Genomic DNA, 15,723 nt, shown 5'->3' with positions numbered 1-15,723 from the left:
GGTGATACGCCGCGCCCTCGGTCAGTCGCGGGTAGCACCCTCCGGCCAGATCACCCGAGACCGGACACCGGTGCGCTCGGCGTAGGCCACGACATCGGCCGTGCCGCCGTACCCACGGGCCGGTTGCCCGTCCCAAACGGCGACCAGCTCATCCACCACGCTCACCAGAATCTCGCTTCCGGCCATGTGCGCCTGGGAGTCTGACTCCACCATGCCTGTGCGGTGGATGTCGGCGGCCTGTTGGATGAGACGGTCATAGGTCGGGTGGTGCTCCTCCGGCAGGCCCTCGCGGTACTTCTCCGCAGGGACCACCACTTCAAGGCGACCACCAGCCTCCAGCACCAGCTCGGCGAACCAGGCGTCCGGGCCGTCGGCAATGCACGAGACCCCGATCAGGTCAGGACCGTAGCGCGCAAGTTCCTCTTGAAGGGTCCGGCGGACCAATCCCTCCGTCTCTGGGGGAAGACCGCGGTGGCCGGTGATGCCGAGGCGCATGGGCCGCTCCTTCGTGATCATAGGTAGATGCCGTGCAGTCGGTCGTCGAACTCGCGGACAACCCTGGGTGGAGTCGTCGAAGTGTAGGACCGTCGGAGCCCACGGGCGCGCTCGATGATCCGGCCTGACCGATACCGTGCCCCCGTCGCAAGTGCCCGCCCGGCCAGAGCGAACGCACCATCCAGTCGACCGGACGTCAGTTTCGCGGCGGCCAAGTCGAGCATGAGCAACGCGCGCTGCTTCTCGTGGCTCGATGTGAGGGCCGCTGCGGCTGCGTCCTGGGAGGCGGCCACCCATGCAGGGAGACCGAGTCGTGCGCCGCAAGTGAGCCGGGTCGCTGCGACCTTGGTGTGGGTGAAGGTGAACACCCACGGCCACGGTGGCGGCTGTTCGTCCTGGACGGCGTCGGTACTGCGGGCGGCCTGGTCGAGCGCGGTTTCCGTGGCGGGACGATTCCCCGCCGCCGCGTGTGCCAGTGCCTCGATCGCCCCGAGCCACGCGGTGGCGATGGCCGGTGCTGTGTCGCCCAACTGGCGACGAGCTGAGCGGACGAGGGCAAGCCCCTGGGCAGCGTTCCCGGCGTCTGCCTCGAATCCGGCCAGGCTGCCGAGCTGGTAGGCGAGGAGTAGTCGGTCGCCGGAGGTACGCGCGGCCTTGACGGCTGCGCCGTACCAGGTGCGCGCCGATCCGAGGTCGTTCATGTCCCAGGCCAGCCAACCCGCGAGGGACGCTGCTTCACTGCCCACTGCGGCCAAGCGGGCTCGCTGCTCGGGCGTTTCGGCGTCGCTGGTGATGGTCTGGGTGAGCCGCAGGTGGGCCAGGACTGGCTCGGAGAGCTGCCGGGAGGGGGTGGAGCCATCCAGCCGGCGGAAGGCTGTAGTGGCCACACGGAGAGTCGCGGCCTGGCCGGTGTCTGTGGGCTCGGCGTGACGAGCCGAAAGGGCCGGTGTGGCAATCGCCGCTGCGGTCCCCGCGAGGAAGTTGCGCCGGTGCACGTCGTGCGGTCCATTCTCGGCGACATGCGCCGCTGTGTGGTCGGCGAGGCCAACCAGACGCGGGGGAATGTGCAGGTGCGTGGCGGCTCTCGCCAGGATGGTCATGTCGTATGAGGCTGTGCCGCGCCCTTCGAGACGAGAGACGGCGGACTGGCTGATCCCGCAGGCGTCGCCGAGCTGGCTCTGGGAGACGCCAGCGTCGCAGCGGGCCAGGCTGACGACCCGCCCGTAGTCACCTTGGCGGGCGGCGTCCCGAATCGACTGTGAAGACCAGTTCATGCCACTCCCGTTGGTACCTGGGTCTCGCCGTTTGCCCGTTACGGGTATGCGCTGGCTGCATACCCGTATGCGCGTCGCGGGTCAGCGCTGGTAGATACGGCATGACGCACGGTTTCGTCTCCTCACTACCCGTAATCGGGAAGGAGACGCATGAGTGTCGAAGCCCTGTCCTGGACACCGCCGAACAAGCAGGACATCGAGGCGTTACCCGCAGGCAGATGGTGGGACGCCGTGCGCGCGGCCCCGACCATCGGCGAACGCGCCCTGCATCGGCTCGGTGACGAGACCGGTGCCGTCATTCAGGACAAGCACGGCCCCCTGTACTGGCTAGTCACCGTGGGCTCCGCCGAGAGATGGCGCCTGCGGCAGGTCCGCGTCCTCGCCGAGCTGGCCGACGAGAGCACCTACCTCGGCGTACCCCCCGCCGCCTGGACGAAGGGCCCCAGCACTCACTGGCGCGTACCACTCTCGGCCGACCACTACCTGACCGACGCCTGGCGCCTGTGGGAGGCGCTGGCCGAGGCCGACCGCACCGAATACGGGCGCGTACCTGAGGGCCGCCAGCTCTGCTACCGCTGCCGGCTGCCCACGAACGAACCCATCCCGGTCGTGGTGGAGAGCGGTGACGCTGTCGACAAGACCGTCTACGCCTGCCCCACGCATGCCACCAGCTACCCGAGGAACGGCCGCCGCCGGTGGACCCTCACCAGCGCGGCCGCGGACCAGCACGATGGGCGGGTCCGATGACGGCCGTCGAGCAGACCAAGGACCCGTTCGCCAACGAGGCCTGGCGCGCGGCCATCGACCACGCCGCGGGGTGCCTGGCCTGCCGAACGCCCGGCGCCGGATGTGAGACCGGGGAGCGGCTGCTGCGCGCCTATGAGGAGGCAGCGCGACTGGCTCGATCTGAGAGTGATGCCGGATGAAGCACCGCCGACACCAGTTCCTCCCCGCAAGGGCTGGACTGCTTGCCTTCCGTGCCGTCCGACGGGGCCCGCCGCACCCACCAATTGACTCCCTCTCCGGCGCTGAAGTGCACAGCGCTGGAGAGGTGATTCCCCATCCACCGAGTGAGAGGAAGAACATGCAACTGGTTGCGCCCCTCCCCCTTCAGACCAGTGCCCCCGTGAGCACCGCGCCAAGCAGCATCCGCCCGTACGCCTTAGCCGGAGCACGCTTCCGGCCCGCCGCGTTGGCCGTGGTCCCGCAGCCTCGCCCGGTCTATGACCCCGTCGGCCAGACGGCCAGGTTCGAGGACGGCACTCCGCTGACGACCATGGCCACATCCCAGAAGACCAACCAGGACGGCGACATCAACAACCCTCCGCCGAGCGACGAGGGTGGGGACCCCGGAGCGATTGAGTGACCCACACCGTTCTGGTGGTGGATGGCCCCTTCGAGGCGGGAACCGATCTCGTCGTGGAGGGGCTGTCCGCTTCCGATATCCCCGTGTTCCGCATGGATACCGCTGACTTCCCTCGCGAACTGGAGCTACGGGCCAACAACGTTGACGGCCAGTGGGTTGGCTCGCTCTCCACCGAGCACAGAAGCGTCGCACTAGCCGATATCAAGGCGATCTACTGGAACCGGCCGAGTTTGTTCCGGTTCCCCGAGCTGTCGGAGTCGGACGCCCACTGGGCGCGGGGCGCTGCCCGTATCGGTCTTGGCGGCGTACTCATGAGTCTCGCCGCCCGGTGGATGAACCACCCGTCCAGGGCCTCCCGATCGAGACACCAGCCGATGTGTTCAACGGAGTGCGCGGATACATGGCTCGACTGGCCCTCACCTACGCTGCGATGGACTTCATCGTGCGGCCGGATGGTCGGTGGACGTTTCTGGAGGCGAACCCCTCGGGCCAGTGGGCATGGCTCAACAGTCCGGAAATCCCCCTAACTGCTTCGATCGCTCACACCCTGGAGAACTGGTGTCGCCGGTGAACTGGAAACCGCTCGCTGAGAATCTGGCAAGCATCCTGGAGGGCTCGGACGACCTGGTCTCGCCTCACTGGAAACAGGCATTCGAAGAGGTGCCTCGGCACATCTTCGTCCCACGCTATTTTCAGAATCAAGGGGGCGTACCCACTCGATGGAAGCCGCTCGACGCCGCTTACGGCGGAGACTGGCTCAACCCCATCTACACCAACACCACACTCGTCACCCGTCTCGACCCGGAGACGGCGAAGTCCGCGGATGGGCTGTTCACCGGCGTCCCCACGTCGTCCAGCACACAGCCGAGCCTCACGGCCCGGATGCTTGAAGCCCTCGACGTGCAGCCCGGAGATCAGGTTCTCGATGGAGGCACTGGCACCGGCTACCAAACCGCCCTCATCGCTCACCGCCTGGAGAGCGATGACCAGCTCGTGACGGCGGACATCGACCCGGATGTGACGTCCGAAGCCCTGCTCAACCTGGAGGCCATCGGCATCACACCGAACGTACTCACCGTGGACGTGAGGGACTGGACTTGGCCGCCGGAGTCGTTCGACAAGGTGATCATTACGTGTGCCCTCCCGCGGATCACCGAGACATTGAGGTCTGCGGTCGCTCCCGGGGGACGACTCGTCGCGAACCTCTTCCCGCCGCTGAGCGGAGGGCTGGCCGTCCTCGACCGCATGCCGGACGGGAACCTGGAGGGGCGCTTCCAGGCGGGCGGCGGGTCCTTCATGGCGGCGCGCACCACGGTGCCGGCCCCTCCCCCGCCGCTTGCGTCGGGACCGGAAGACGCACACAGGGAATCCCAGGTGCCGGTCACAGCCTTCGACAGCTACCACTTCACTTTCCTGCTGGCGTCCGCGCTGCCCGGGGTGGTGCTCCAGTACGGCACTGACGACGAGGGGCACACCATGCGTCGCCTGGTGCTGCCCGACGGGGCGTGGGCTGAGGGCATCTTCGTCGGCGAACAGACGCGGTTCCGCGAAACAGGTGACCGCGGCATCTGGGACACCGCCGAGGGATGGTGGGGGTGGTTCGTTGATCACAACATGCCGACATGGGATCGCTTCGGCCTGACGGTCACGGACGAAGAGCATCGCCTCTGGTACGAGACGGCTCAGGGCCTCTCGTGGCGGCTGCCTGTGTGAGTGAGACGCGTAACCAGAGCGCTAAGGGCCCCTCGGCAAGCAGCCCATGCGCGACGTAGCGCGATGGTCCGTCAGGCCATGCAGCACATCCACGACCTCAGTCCGGACCTCGGGCGAATGGTCGATCTGCTCGTGACGGACGTCGTGGTCGTCAACTCCAGGTCCGATGGCGGCGGGAGCGCCAATACGCTGCCCGGCTTGGTCGTCATGAGCCCCGGCGGCTGGGAGGGCGAGCCGCTGGACTTCGATCACATCACCCGGTGCATCTCCAGCCCCGACTGGGCGGGCTTCGTGCCAGCGGTCACCGTCTGATCCAGCTACTCGAAGAGGATTCCCGCTTCCCGTGCAAGGCTCAGGGCCAACTCCATCTGCCCTGGGCCTTGCACTGTAGCGCCCTTGAGACTGGCGCTTCCGCCAACATCAACGAGCGTGCAGTTCTCGAACCGCGCGGTACCGATGTGGCAGTTGGCCCACTGCGCTTCGGTCAAGTCGCAGCCCTCGAATTTCACATTGTGCATCTCGGCACCCTGGAAGTCCGCTCCCGCCATCTTGCAGTCGGTGAACACGACGGCGTAGAGCTTCATGTGACGAAACAGGCCGGGGGCGATGACGCAGTTCTCGAAGTGCACGTCCCGGAACGTTCCAGACCTCCACGACGAGCCCGTAAATCGGCTCCCGTTCACCGCGCATCGGATCAGTGAAACATCTTGGGCACCCACTTCCGCGAAGTCGCAGGTGTTGAATCGGCAGTCGCTGAACTGGCTGCGGATCAGGCGCGTTCCGGTGAAGCGGGAACTGTCGAACGTGCAGCCCTCCATTTCGACGGCCTCAGCCGCGACAGCCACGAAGGGCGTTCCCTCGTATTGCACCCCACGGATCATCGCGTCATCTTCCAGGCCGTCTCTCGCCATGTCGGCCGGCCGCAGGGTAGCTAAGACCTTCGGGGCAGTGGGGTTCTTGATGCGGGTGGTCCTGCCGCCTCGCCGAATCGCCTGAGTCATGCGAAGTCGATCCATTCGCCGGATGGTGTGGAGGGTGGAGACCCAGAGTCTAGGTTGCGGAGCCCCCTCCGGCGGGCGGTTGCGTCCCTCGAGTGGATGACTGGCGACACTGCACCTGGCCCGCCTCGGAGTCAGCACCAGACTGAGCTGTTCCTACGTGAGCTCGTCAATCCGAGTCCCTGGAAATCGCTATGCGTCAGGCGCTCAGTCGCCATGCGCGATGCCCTCGTCCGCCGTGACGCCGGAGCGATCGTCCGGTTGGCCCGCCGCGCGGCCGACATCACGCTGGCCCAACTCGGAGCGGCCGTCGGGTACACCGCCGCCTCGCTGTCCCGGATGGAACGCGGCAAGCAGCCCATGCGTGATGTACAGCTGTTACGGCAGGTTGCCGAGTATCTGGATATCCCGCCCGACCTGCTGGGACTCGCACCCCGACACGAGCAGGCGACATCCCGCCGATACATCGATCAGCGCCTCTCCGGCACCACTAGGGTGGGCGCGCAGGCCCTGTTCGGCGAAGAGGGGGACGACCCAGTGCGACGCCGCAAACTCCTGACCGGTCTGGCCGGGGCGACCTCCGGCGCGGTCTTGGGGCCCACCCCGGCCGCCGCCCAGTCTCCGGCGCGGCCGATGCTGTCGGGTCTGGAGGACCTGCTGCTGCACCGGCAGAACGGCCCGCTACTCGGCGTGGACCCCACCCCGTCCACGGTCCTCGCGGCGGTCGACGCCTCCCGACGCGACTTCAGCGCCTGCCGGTATGACGCCCTTGCCCGCGGCCTGCCGTCCCGGATCGCGCTCGCGCAGGCCCTCGGCGCCGAGGGGCATCCCCGGCAGGCGGCGACCCCGGTCGCCGACCTCTACACCGTCGCGACCAGGCTGTGCATCAAGCTCGGCGAGGACGGCCTCGCTGCGGTCACCGCCGACCGGGCCCTGACCGCGGCCCTGGGTGGCGCGGACGCGCTGACCGTCGCCGAGGCCCATCGCATGGTTTCCAGCGCTTGGCGCCGCCAGGGCCACTACGCCCGCGCCACCGATGTCGCCGTGACCGCGGCCCAGCAACTGGCCGCCGACCGCACCACGGACATGGCCGAACGGCTGTCCGTCCAGGGCAACCTGTACGCCACGGCCGCCTACACCGCGGCGAAACAAGGTGACCGGCACACCGCGCAGACGCTCATCGCCGAGGCACAGGCCACCGCCGGCCGACTCGGCCACGACGAACTGCTGCGCGGCACCGTCTTCGGCCCCAGTCAGGTGCTGCTCCACCAGATCTCGATCAGCTACCTGCTCGGCGACGCCGGACAAGCCATCGAGCACGCCCGTCGTATCGACACCGCCGCCCTGCCCACCAGCGAACGTCAGGCGCGCTACTGGATCGACGTCGCTCGCGCCTTCGACCAGTGGGGCAAACCCGACCGCTGCTACCGCGCACTGCTGGCCGCGGAGCACGCCGCACCGCAGGAGGTCCGCCGCGGCTCCGTGCGGACGATGGCCGCCGGGCTGATGCGGCACGACCGTGCCCTTCCCGGCGTACGTGCGTTCGCTCAGCGCGCCGGCGCCCTCGCATGACCTAGCCCTGCCAAGAGCGGCGCCGGGCATGGTTCGGCGGGGCTCAGGGCTCCCCGCGCCGGGGTGCGTTCGGCGGCCTGGACGCAACGCTGCCCAACACACCCCGAAGCAGCCGCTAAAGCACCAGCGTCCGGTACCGGTCGGCGACCTCCGCCAGGACTTCCGCGCCGTCCCGGGCCCACAGGTCCGGGTTGAAGATCTCCACCTCGATCGGGCCGGTGTAGCCCGTCGCGTCGACCTGTTCGCGGAACCAGCGGAAGTCGACCGATCCGTCGCCGAGTTGGCCCCGGCCCAGCAGGACGCCCTCCGGGAGCGGGGTGATCCAGTCGGCGAGCTGGAAGGCGGCGATACGGCCGTCCGCGCCCGCGCGGGCGATCTGGGCTGCCACGGTGTCGTCCCACCACAGGTGGTACGTGTCCACGACCACGCCCACCTGCTCCGCCGGGAAGCGTGTCGCAAGGTCGAGGGCCTGGGCGAGGGTGGAGACCACGCAGCGGTCGGACGCGTACATGGGGTGCAGGGGCTCGATGGCCAGGCGGACGCCGTGGTCGGCGGCGTACGGGGCGAGCTCCCCCAGCGCGTCGGCGATCCGCTCGCGGGCGGCGAAGAGATCGCGGCTGCCGTCCGGCAGGCCGCCGGAGACCAGGACCAGGGTGTCGGTGCCCAGGGTGGCGGCCTCGTCGATGGCCCGGCGGTTGTCGGCCAGGGCCGTGGCCCGCGCCTCGGGCTCGCTCGCGGTGAAGAAGCCGCCCCGGCACAGGCTGGTGACGGTCAGGCCCGCGCCGCGCACCAGCTCGGCCGCCGCCGCCACGCCGTACCTCGGCGGCCGGGTCACCTGTGGCGTGGGCATCGACCACCTGTGAGTGCTCGGTGCTGAATCGGTTATCCCAGGCCGGGCTTCGCGTCCGTCTGACGCAGTTCGCGCTTGAGGATCTTGCCGGTGGCGTTCATGGGCAGGGTGTCGCGGAACTCGACGAGGCGGGGGTACTTGTAACTGGCCATGGTCGATCGGGCCCAGTCGACCAGTGCCTCCTCAGTGACGTCGGCGCCCGGGGCGGGGACGACGTAGGCCTTGATTTCCTCGCCGTGGCGGTCGTGGGGGACCCCGACGACGGCGGCCATGCTGACGGCCGGATGCGCGTGCAGGACCTCTTCGATCTCGCGCGGGTAGACGTTGTAGCCACCGCGGATGATCAGGTCCTTGGTGCGGTCGACGATGTAGAGCCAGCCGTCCTCGTCCCGGGAGGCCAGGTCGCCGGTGCGGAACCTGCCTTCGCGCATGACGTCCGCGGTGGCTTCCGGTCGCCGGTAGTAGCCCTTCATAACGTTGTGCCCGCGGATCGCGATCTCCCCAACCGTGCCGGTGCCGACCGGGGTCCAGTCGGGCGCGACCAGGTCGACCTCCACGCCCCAGACGGGCAGACCGATGGAGCCCGGTCGAGCCTCGGCGCCGCGCGGGGTGCAGGTCGCTACCGGGCTGGTCTCGGACAGTCCGTATGCCTCACGGATCGTCACCCCGGAGGTGCGGCGGAACTGGCGGTGGATCTCCACCGGGAGTGCCGCGCCGCCCGAGACGGCGACCCGCAGGCTTCTTGCGGCGGCGGGCAGATCCATGGTGGAGGTGTCCTCGCCGAGCAGGGCCCAGTACATCGTCGGGACACCCGCGAAGAAGGTCACCTCGTGGCGCTGCATCAGGGCGACGGCGCCCCGGGCGTCGAAGCGCGGCATCAGGACGAGCGTCGCACGCGTGGCCAGTCCGGCGTTCATCTGAACGGTCTGGCCGAAGGAGTGGAACAGCGGCAAGGTGATGAGGTGTACGTCGTGCTCGACCTCGCCGAAGAGTTTATGGCAGGTCAGGGCGTTGAGTGCCATGTTGGCGTGGGTGAGTTCCGCGCCCTTCGGCCGTCCGGTTGTGCCGGAGGTGTACAGAATGACGGCGGTGTCGCCGGGCTCGGTGACTGGCGTCGCGAACTCCGTACTCTGGCCGGTGAGCACATTGGTGAGGGTCTCGACCCCGGGAATCGGGGGAAGGGGGGCCGGTTCAGGGGCCGGGGCATTGATCGAGTCGGCGGTCATGAGGAAGAAGTGCTCGCAGCCCTCGCTCTCCCCGAACCCGGACCAGCCCTCGCGCCCGAGCGGGAGTTCCGCCGTGCCCTCGTAGCAGAAGTAGGCCCTGGCATCGGAATCGGTGAGGTGGTAAGCGATCTCCCGGCTCTTGAGCAGTATGTTGAGCGGAACCACCACCGCGCCGGCCTTCAGGATGCCGTAGTAGACGATCGGGAACTGCGTCACGTTGGGACAGGAGAGCGCGACCTTGTCGCCCGGTGAAATGCCGCGGGAGACCAACAGGTTGGCGATCTGGTTGGCAGCGGCATCGAGCTGCGCGTAGCTGAGTCGCTGGACACCCGCTATGCACGCGTCGCGGTCGGGCACGGCGCGGACGCTGTCCTCAAGCATGACGGCGAGGTTGAGCATCGAGGTCTCCCGGTCTTTCGTATCTTTCGTATGGGGCAGGTCGAATTGCCGGTGGCGGTTCCACGGGGCTTGCTTCGCAGGGCCCGTCCCCGAGGGAGCGGAACGGTCCCGTGGCCTCACTTGGACGGGGGCCGCGGGCGGCTTCGCTGAGCAGAGCGCTCAGGTATGGCTCAAGCGAGTGCCGGAACGGCCGCGGGAGCCAGGTGGCGCAGCGGGACGCCATATGCCTCGCGGCGGTGCATGACCGCGTGGTTGTTGACCAGCAGGACCTCGCCCACCTCCAGGTCCAGGTCGAGCCGGAAGCGCTCGGACTCCGCCAGAGCGTCGAGCAGGTCGAAGAGTTCGACGTCCGCCGCTTCCAGCCGGGGCACCTCGCGGAAGCGCTGCGCCGACTCCACCAGCAGGCGGTCGTAACGGATGCTCAGCCGACCGTCGTGCCACACCGCGAGCGGGGCCTCGTCCCAGGGGCGCTCGCCGGGCGCGTGCTCCTCGCGGCGGTCGACGCAGTAGCGCCGGAAGGGGCGGGCGGCCAGGTCCGGCCGCTGCTCCGGCAACGCGTTGTAGAGCGCGGCCGAGCTGGCCAAGGCGGTTCGCCCGCCCGCGGAGCTGTCAGGTGCAGCAGGGCGAGCACGTCCGCCGGGTCGGTGTGGAACGGTAGCCGCGCCCTGGTCTGGTAGCCGCGGGTGGCCGGGTCCGTCAGGGCGCGACCGGTGTCGCGAACGTGGCCGAGCATGTGGCCCTCGGCGTTCTGCGAGACGGGGACACCGAGGTGCTGTCCAATCCCCCAGAAGAGGGCGTTCACCGCGGCCGGGCCGAGCCGCTCGACGGGCAGGCCCTTGAGGACGGCGAATCCCCGACCGTGTTCCAGCTCGCGTGCGACGCGCCGCAGCCCGCCCGCTCCGAGCGGAAGCGGGAAGCCGGCCGTCGTGAGTTTGAGCAGCAAGACACCGCGCCGCTGCGCCGTGCACAGGGCGACGTGCAACCCGCGTACGCGGGACGACAGGAGCGTGGCGGTCCAAGTGTTCGCACCCAGGCTGCTCAGCTCGGACCCGTGCCAAATTACGGGGCCCGCTGCCGGTGCGGGGGGCTGGCCAAACGGTGGCAGGTTTGTCATGGTTCCTCCGTGAAGGCGGAGAGCCGTCCTGTGGATCCGGGTTCCGGGCTTCCGCAGTGGCAGCACCCTAGGGAACGGGGGCGAGCCATGCTTCACTTCAGGTGACTCATGGCTTGTCGATCTGAGACACCTTCGCGCTGGAGCACACGTGAAACCTCTTGTCCGTGTCGCGGCCCTGAGCGGGTATGTGGAGTTCTGCCAGTCGCTCGGCGTCGCCCCCCAGGTACTGATGGAGCACACATGCCTGGACGTGGCCGCACTCGCGGAGCAGGACACGTGGATCTCCGGCACGGCCGTGGCTGACCTGCTGGAACGGTCCGCGGCGGCGACGCACCGCGAGGACTTCGGGCTCCACATGGCCGAGTACCGCCGGCTGTCCAACCTCGGCCCGCTCAGCCTGGTGGCGCGGGAGGAGCCGGACGTGCGCGGTGCCGTCAGGCTGATCCTGGACTACGAGCACATGTACAACGAAGTGCTGCGTACGCGCCTGGACGAGCGTGAGGGTCTGGCAACCCTCACGGTCCATCTGGAACTCGGCGAGAAACGAGAGGCCCGTCAGTTGACCGAACTCGCGGTGGCGACGTTCCACCGCCTCGTCGGTCACCTCCTGGGCCGCTCGTTCCATCCGCTGTCCGTGTCCTTCACCCACGGAGAACCGGCGGACACGGACACGCATGATCGTCTGTTCGGGCCTGTGGCCCGGTTCGGCCAGGCCTTCGACGGGGTGGTCTTTTACGCGGCCGAACTGGACGCCCCGAACGTGCTGGCCGATCCGCTGCTGCACACCTACGCCCGGAAGTACTTCGAAGCCATCGTGGTCCCCAGGGAAACCACCGAGGTCGACCGGGTGCGCGAGCTGATCGAGACGCTGCTCCCCGCCGGCCGCTGCTCGCTCGAGCACGTGGCCCACAGCCTCGGGGTGGACCGGCGCACGGTCCACCGGCGACTGGCCGACGCGGGGGAGACGTTCTCCTCGGTCCTCACCGCCACGCGTCGGCAGCTGGCCGAGCAGTTCGTCGCGAACCCTCGCAAGTCCCTCACGGAAGTCTCGGGGCTGCTCGGCTTCTCGACACCGAGTGCCTTCTCACGCTGGTTCCGTGAGCAGTTCGGCTGTAGTGCCCAGCAGTGGCGCAGGCGGCGATCCGGACAAAGCCCGTCCGACATCTCCTGACCGGATCCCGCGGCGACGAAGCCGCGGGATCCGGTCAGGACGGACATCGCGGCCGCCCACCGGTGTCCGCGTGTCACAAAAGGGCAAGCCTGCTGACGCAACAGGAGCAGCATGCCCGGCCACCAGGTCCTACGGTGCACATCAACCCGACGGGACGGCTCCTCGGACAGGAGCTCCGCGCGACCGGTTTCCTGCGCGCGGCCCCTTCGGGCTGCCACCGCTTGAATCCGACTCGAGCAGCAGGACCGTTCGAGTCGTTCGCGCCATCATGCCGATCCCGGCCGTGCCGACGGACCTTCGGGGCCAGTGAAGCGCTGCGCTGCCCAGGGATCGATCGACACCAGACGAAGGAGTGGACGGTGCACTTCCACGACGACTCGCTGTTCCCGGAGAACCAGGAGAAGCTGGTCATCCAGGCCGCGCCCTATGGGCCGGAGTGGCTCCCCGGCGACTCCGAGGACATCCCGCTCACCATGGACGAGCAGGTCCAGACAGCCGTCGACTGCTACAACGCCGGAGCGACCGTGCTGCACATCCACGTGCGCGAGCTCGACGGCCACGGCTCGAAGCGCATGTCGATGTTCAACGAGATGATGGTCCGGCTGCGTCAGGCCGTGCCCGAGATGGTGCTGCAGATCGGCGGCTCGATTTCGTTCGCCCCCGAGGAGGGCGGCAACGAGGCCAAGTGGCTCGACTACGACACCCGCCACATGCTCGCCGAGATCGACCCCAAGCCGGACCAGGTCACCATCGCCATCGGCACCGGCCAGATGAGCATCATCGAGATGATGAGCGACAGCGACCTCGAGGGCACCTCGATCGGGAACAACCCGGCGCTGTACAAGGCGTACCGGGACATGATCGTCGAGGCCGGACCGGAGTTCTACCTCGAGCACCTCAAGCGGCTGCAGGCCAATGGCATCCAGGCGCACTTCCAGCTCGGCCACGTCGCGCAGCTCGAAACGGTCGAGCGGCTGATCCGGCGCGGCGTCTACACCGGCCCCCTGATACTCAACTACGTCGCCATCGGCGGTGGCGACGCCGGACGTCACCCGGCCGACCTCGTCGAGTTCATCCGTCGCGTCCCGGACGGAGCGGTGCTCACCATCGAGAGTTTGATGCGCTCGGTGGCCCCGATGAACGCCGTCGGCATCGCGCTGGGCCAGCACGTCCGCGTGGGCAATGAGGACAACCTGTGGTTCCGCAAGGGCGAGCGGACGTCCAACCTGAAGCAGATCGAGCAGATGGTCAAGATCTCCGAGACGCTCGGCCGTGACATCGCCACCGGCGCCGAGGCGAAGAAGATCTACAAGATCGGCGAGTACTACGGCAGCGTCGACGAGACGCTGTCCCGCCTGGGCATGGTGCCCAACCGCCAGCCCGGCCAACGCGGCTTCATGCTGCGCCCGGAGGGCTCCGCAGGCCGGGTCTGAGGCCCAGCACGCCCCCTCGAAGTCGCGGTCATGGGCCGCACTCCGTGGGAGGCCGGGTCCGCTCCCCCCGGCGGCGCGGCCCCGGCCGCGTCCCGCGACCGTCACCACCGACTCGACGCCCGTGGGCACCCCGGTGCCCGCGAGCGTTCCACCTACCTCTCGGAGAAACCACCGTGGCGTACGCCATCCGCTTCCATCAGACCGGAGACCCCGGCGTCCTTAAGTACGAGGAGGTCGCTGTCGGCGACCCGGGACCGGGTGAGGTGCGCATCCGCCACGAAGCCGTGGGCCTGAACTTCGCGGACACCTACTTCCGCACCGGCCTGTACCCCGCTCCGCTCCCGGCGGGCATGGGGGTCGAGGCGGCCGGCGTGGTGAAGGCCGTGGGCGTCGGCGTCACCCATGTCGCCGTCGGCGACCGGGTGACCTACACCGGCAGCCCGCTCGGCGCCTACAGCACCGAGCGGGTCATGCCCGCCGCCCCGCTGATCAAGCTGCCGGACGCGATCAGCTGCGAGACCGCCGCGGCGATGAGCATGCGCGGCCTGACCGCCTCCTACCTGATGCGCCGCATCGCCCCGCTCCAGGAGGGCGACACGATCTTGCTGCACGCCGCGGCCGGCGGTGTCGGCCTGATCGTCGCTCAGTGGGCCAAGCTGCTCGGCCTGACCGTGATCGGCACCGTATCCACCGAGGAGAAGGCCGAGCTCGCCCGCGCCCACGGCGTGGACCACATCGTGTACTACCGGCGCGAGGACCTGGCCGAGCGGGTGCGTGAGCTGACCGACGGCGTCGGCGTCCCGGTCGTCTACGACAGCGTCGGCAAGGACACCTTCGCCGCCTCGCTCGCCTCGCTCAAACGGCGCGGCCTGCTGGTCTGTTTCGGCACCGCCTCGGGTCCCGTCCCGCCGATCGACGCCATGCAGCTCGCTCTCAGCGGCTCGGTGTTTGTCACCCGCCCGGCACTGGCCGACTACATCGCCGACCCCGCCGACCGTGACGCGCTGTCCTCGGAACTGTTCGGTCACGTCGCCGCCGGACGCATCGCCATCGAGATCAACCAACGCTACGCCCTCGAGGACGCCGTCCGAGCACACCGCGACCTGGAGTCCGGCCGCACCACCGGATCGTCCGTTTTCAATCTCTGACCACTCCCCATGGACCCGCCGGCCTCCAGGAGGACGCCATGAGCCCGACTTCCACCCCGAGCGGACACGCACCCGCGGTGGTGCGCTCCCACAGTCTCGGCTCGATCAAGGCCGAGCCGCTGACCCGTACCATCGGCGCCCAGCTGCTCGGCGTGAACCTGGCCGACGCCGCGCGCGACGATGATCTGTTCGCCGAGATCAAGCAGCTGCTGCTCAAGCACAAGGTCCTGTTCCTGCGCGACCAGGACATCACCCGCGCCGAGCACGTCGCCTTCGCCTCGCGGTTCGGCACGCTCGAGGACCACCCTGTCGCCGGCAGCGACCCCGACCATCCCGGACTGGTCCGCATCTACAAGGACCTGGACAGCAAGCCCGAGCACTACGAGAACGCGCTCCACTGCGACGCGACCTGGCGGGAGTCCCCGCCCATGGGAGCCGTGCTGCGCTGTGTCGAGGGGCCCGAGGTGGGCGGCGACACCATCTGGGTCAACATGGCCGAGGCCTACCGGCACCTGCCCGAGCACATCAAGACGCAGATCGAGGGCCTGCGTGCCCGCCACAGCATCGAGGCGACCTTCGGCGCCGTCATGCCGATGGAGCAGCGCCACGCCCTCAAGGCCACGTTCCCGGACGCGGAGCATCCGGTGGTGCGCACCCACCCGGAGACCGGGGAGAAGATCCTTTTCGTCAACGTCTTCGCCACCCACTTCGTCAACTACCACACGCCCGAGCGGGTCCGCTTCGGACCGGACTACTCGCCTGGCGCCAGCCACCTGCTGAACTACCTGATCAGCCAGGCCGCCGTCCCCGAGTACCAGGTCCGCTGGCGTTGGCAGCCCAACAGCGTGGCCATCTGGGACAACCGGTCCACCCAGCACTACGCCGTCCAGGACTACTGGCCCGCCGTCCGCAAGATGGAGCGTGCGGGAATCTCCGGTGACATGCCGTTCTGATGCGCGATCAG

16 protein-coding genes and 1 pseudogene are annotated in these 15,723 nt (G+C 68.8%); 11 read left to right on the top strand and 6 right to left on the bottom strand.

Translation table 11 applies throughout. The annotated features are described in order from the left end of the window. Positions 1-21 precede the first annotated feature (21 nt). The gene (locus JK364_RS08720) at positions 22-495 is read right to left on the bottom strand and encodes a hypothetical protein (protein WP_201849251.1); all 474 of its coding nucleotides are present in this window, start codon (positions 493-495) and stop codon (positions 22-24) included. A gap of 17 nt (positions 496-512) precedes the next feature. Continuing rightward, positions 513-1,769, bottom strand: a complete 1,257-nt coding sequence (locus JK364_RS08715; protein ID WP_201849249.1) for a helix-turn-helix domain-containing protein — start codon at positions 1,767-1,769, stop codon at positions 513-515. A 150-nt stretch (positions 1,770-1,919) separates the two neighbouring features. Between JK364_RS08715 and JK364_RS08710 the strand changes: the two genes are divergently transcribed. From JK364_RS08710 to JK364_RS08690, 6 genes are all read left to right on the top strand, one after another. After that, positions 1,920-2,516 (top strand): hypothetical protein, encoded by a 597-nt coding sequence (locus tag JK364_RS08710; protein WP_201849247.1) that lies wholly within the window; start codon positions 1,920-1,922, stop codon positions 2,514-2,516. Beyond that, positions 2,513-2,695 carry a hypothetical protein gene (locus tag JK364_RS08705; RefSeq protein WP_201849245.1) on the top strand — a complete coding sequence of 61 codons (183 nt, stop codon included), beginning with the start codon at positions 2,513-2,515 and terminating at the stop codon, positions 2,693-2,695. The genes JK364_RS08710 and JK364_RS08705 overlap by 4 nt, the downstream gene beginning before the upstream one ends. Before the next feature lie 200 nt (positions 2,696-2,895). Beyond that, positions 2,896-3,135, top strand: coding sequence for a putative ATP-grasp-modified RiPP (tgmA, locus tag JK364_RS08700; RefSeq protein WP_201849243.1), 240 nt, complete (start codon positions 2,896-2,898; stop codon positions 3,133-3,135). Positions 3,136-3,227: 92 nt separating this feature from the next. After that, complete coding sequence (locus tag JK364_RS58000) at positions 3,228-3,662, top strand: MvdC/MvdD family ATP grasp protein (RefSeq protein ID WP_372461935.1); 435 nt, start codon at positions 3,228-3,230, stop codon at positions 3,660-3,662. 31 nt (positions 3,663-3,693) lie between these two features. Next, positions 3,694-4,848: a methyltransferase domain-containing protein gene (locus JK364_RS08695; protein ID WP_201849241.1), complete on the top strand. Its 1,155-nt coding sequence runs from the start codon at positions 3,694-3,696 to the stop codon at positions 4,846-4,848. A gap of 78 nt (positions 4,849-4,926) precedes the next feature. Beyond that, positions 4,927-5,160, top strand: a complete 234-nt coding sequence (locus JK364_RS08690) for a hypothetical protein (RefSeq protein ID WP_201849239.1) — start codon at positions 4,927-4,929, stop codon at positions 5,158-5,160. 5 nt (positions 5,161-5,165) lie between these two features. On the opposite strand, the gene JK364_RS08685 is transcribed toward JK364_RS08690, so the two are convergent. Continuing rightward, a complete protein-coding gene (locus JK364_RS08685; protein WP_201849237.1) occupies positions 5,166-5,849 on the bottom strand; it encodes a pentapeptide repeat-containing protein in 684 nt (227 codons plus the stop codon). Positions 5,850-6,062: 213 nt separating this feature from the next. Here JK364_RS08685 and JK364_RS08680 point away from each other — a divergent pair, with 213 nt between their 5' ends. After that, complete coding sequence (locus JK364_RS08680) at positions 6,063-7,418, top strand: helix-turn-helix domain-containing protein (RefSeq protein ID WP_201849235.1); 1,356 nt, start codon at positions 6,063-6,065, stop codon at positions 7,416-7,418. 115 nt (positions 7,419-7,533) lie between these two features. Here JK364_RS08680 and JK364_RS08675 read toward each other — a convergent pair whose 3' ends face one another. From JK364_RS08675 to JK364_RS56900, 3 genes and pseudogenes are all read right to left on the bottom strand, one after another. Further along, on the bottom strand, positions 7,534-8,268 hold the full coding sequence (locus JK364_RS08675; RefSeq protein WP_230991628.1) for a sugar phosphate isomerase/epimerase family protein: 735 nt from the start codon (positions 8,266-8,268) through the stop codon (positions 7,534-7,536). A gap of 32 nt (positions 8,269-8,300) precedes the next feature. After that, positions 8,301-9,875 (bottom strand): long-chain-fatty-acid--CoA ligase, encoded by a 1,575-nt coding sequence (locus JK364_RS08670; protein WP_230991627.1) that lies wholly within the window; start codon positions 9,873-9,875, stop codon positions 8,301-8,303. A 188-nt stretch (positions 9,876-10,063) separates the two neighbouring features. Then, positions 10,064-11,007 (bottom strand): annotated as a pseudogene (locus JK364_RS56900) (TauD/TfdA family dioxygenase). A 148-nt stretch (positions 11,008-11,155) separates the two neighbouring features. On the opposite strand from JK364_RS56900, the gene JK364_RS08660 reads away from it, so the two are divergent. From JK364_RS08660 to JK364_RS08645, 4 genes are all read left to right on the top strand, one after another. Then, complete coding sequence (locus JK364_RS08660; protein WP_201849224.1) at positions 11,156-12,178, top strand: AraC family transcriptional regulator; 1,023 nt, start codon at positions 11,156-11,158, stop codon at positions 12,176-12,178. Between the two features lie 359 nt (positions 12,179-12,537). Beyond that, a complete protein-coding gene (locus JK364_RS08655; protein WP_201849222.1) occupies positions 12,538-13,611 on the top strand; it encodes a beta-keto acid cleavage family enzyme in 1,074 nt (357 codons plus the stop codon). A gap of 173 nt (positions 13,612-13,784) precedes the next feature. After that, the gene (locus JK364_RS08650; protein WP_201849220.1) at positions 13,785-14,759 is read left to right on the top strand and encodes a quinone oxidoreductase family protein; all 975 of its coding nucleotides are present in this window, start codon (positions 13,785-13,787) and stop codon (positions 14,757-14,759) included. Positions 14,760-14,797: 38 nt separating this feature from the next. Next, entirely contained in the window at positions 14,798-15,712 is a 915-nt protein-coding gene (locus JK364_RS08645; RefSeq protein ID WP_201849218.1) for a TauD/TfdA dioxygenase family protein, read from the top strand. The last annotated feature ends 11 nt before the right edge of the window (positions 15,713-15,723 follow it).

Source organism: Streptomyces endocoffeicus, assembly GCF_016741935.1.
GTDB classification, from domain to species: domain Bacteria; phylum Actinomycetota; class Actinomycetes; order Streptomycetales; family Streptomycetaceae; genus Streptomyces; species Streptomyces endocoffeicus.
The sequence above is the reverse complement of the archived record's forward strand: the minus strand, read 5'-3'. Positions and strand labels throughout refer to the sequence as shown.

What these genes read in the sequence shown, in the direction of transcription:
- JK364_RS08710 (WP_201849247.1), top strand. Translation starts at nt 1,920, where the DNA reads ATGAGTGTCGAAGCCCTGTCCTGGACACCGCCGAACAAGCAGGACATC.
- JK364_RS08670 (WP_230991627.1), bottom strand. Translation starts at nt 9,875, where the DNA reads ATGCTTGAGGACAGCGTCCGCGCCGTGCCCGACCGCGACGCGTGCATA.
- JK364_RS08675 (WP_230991628.1), bottom strand. Translation starts at nt 8,268, where the DNA reads ATGCCCACGCCACAGGTGACCCGGCCGCCGAGGTACGGCGTGGCGGCG.
- JK364_RS08720 (WP_201849251.1), bottom strand. Translation starts at nt 495, where the DNA reads ATGCGCCTCGGCATCACCGGCCACCGCGGTCTTCCCCCAGAGACGGAG.
- JK364_RS08680 (WP_201849235.1), top strand. Translation starts at nt 6,063, where the DNA reads ATGCGCGATGCCCTCGTCCGCCGTGACGCCGGAGCGATCGTCCGGTTG.
- JK364_RS58000 (WP_372461935.1), top strand. Translation starts at nt 3,228, where the DNA reads ATGGATACCGCTGACTTCCCTCGCGAACTGGAGCTACGGGCCAACAAC.
- JK364_RS08690 (WP_201849239.1), top strand. Translation starts at nt 4,927, where the DNA reads ATGCAGCACATCCACGACCTCAGTCCGGACCTCGGGCGAATGGTCGAT.
- JK364_RS08645 (WP_201849218.1), top strand. Translation starts at nt 14,798, where the DNA reads ATGAGCCCGACTTCCACCCCGAGCGGACACGCACCCGCGGTGGTGCGC.
- JK364_RS08685 (WP_201849237.1), bottom strand. Translation starts at nt 5,849, where the DNA reads ATGACTCAGGCGATTCGGCGAGGCGGCAGGACCACCCGCATCAAGAAC.
- JK364_RS08705 (WP_201849245.1), top strand. Translation starts at nt 2,513, where the DNA reads ATGACGGCCGTCGAGCAGACCAAGGACCCGTTCGCCAACGAGGCCTGG.
- JK364_RS08715 (WP_201849249.1), bottom strand. Translation starts at nt 1,769, where the DNA reads ATGAACTGGTCTTCACAGTCGATTCGGGACGCCGCCCGCCAAGGTGAC.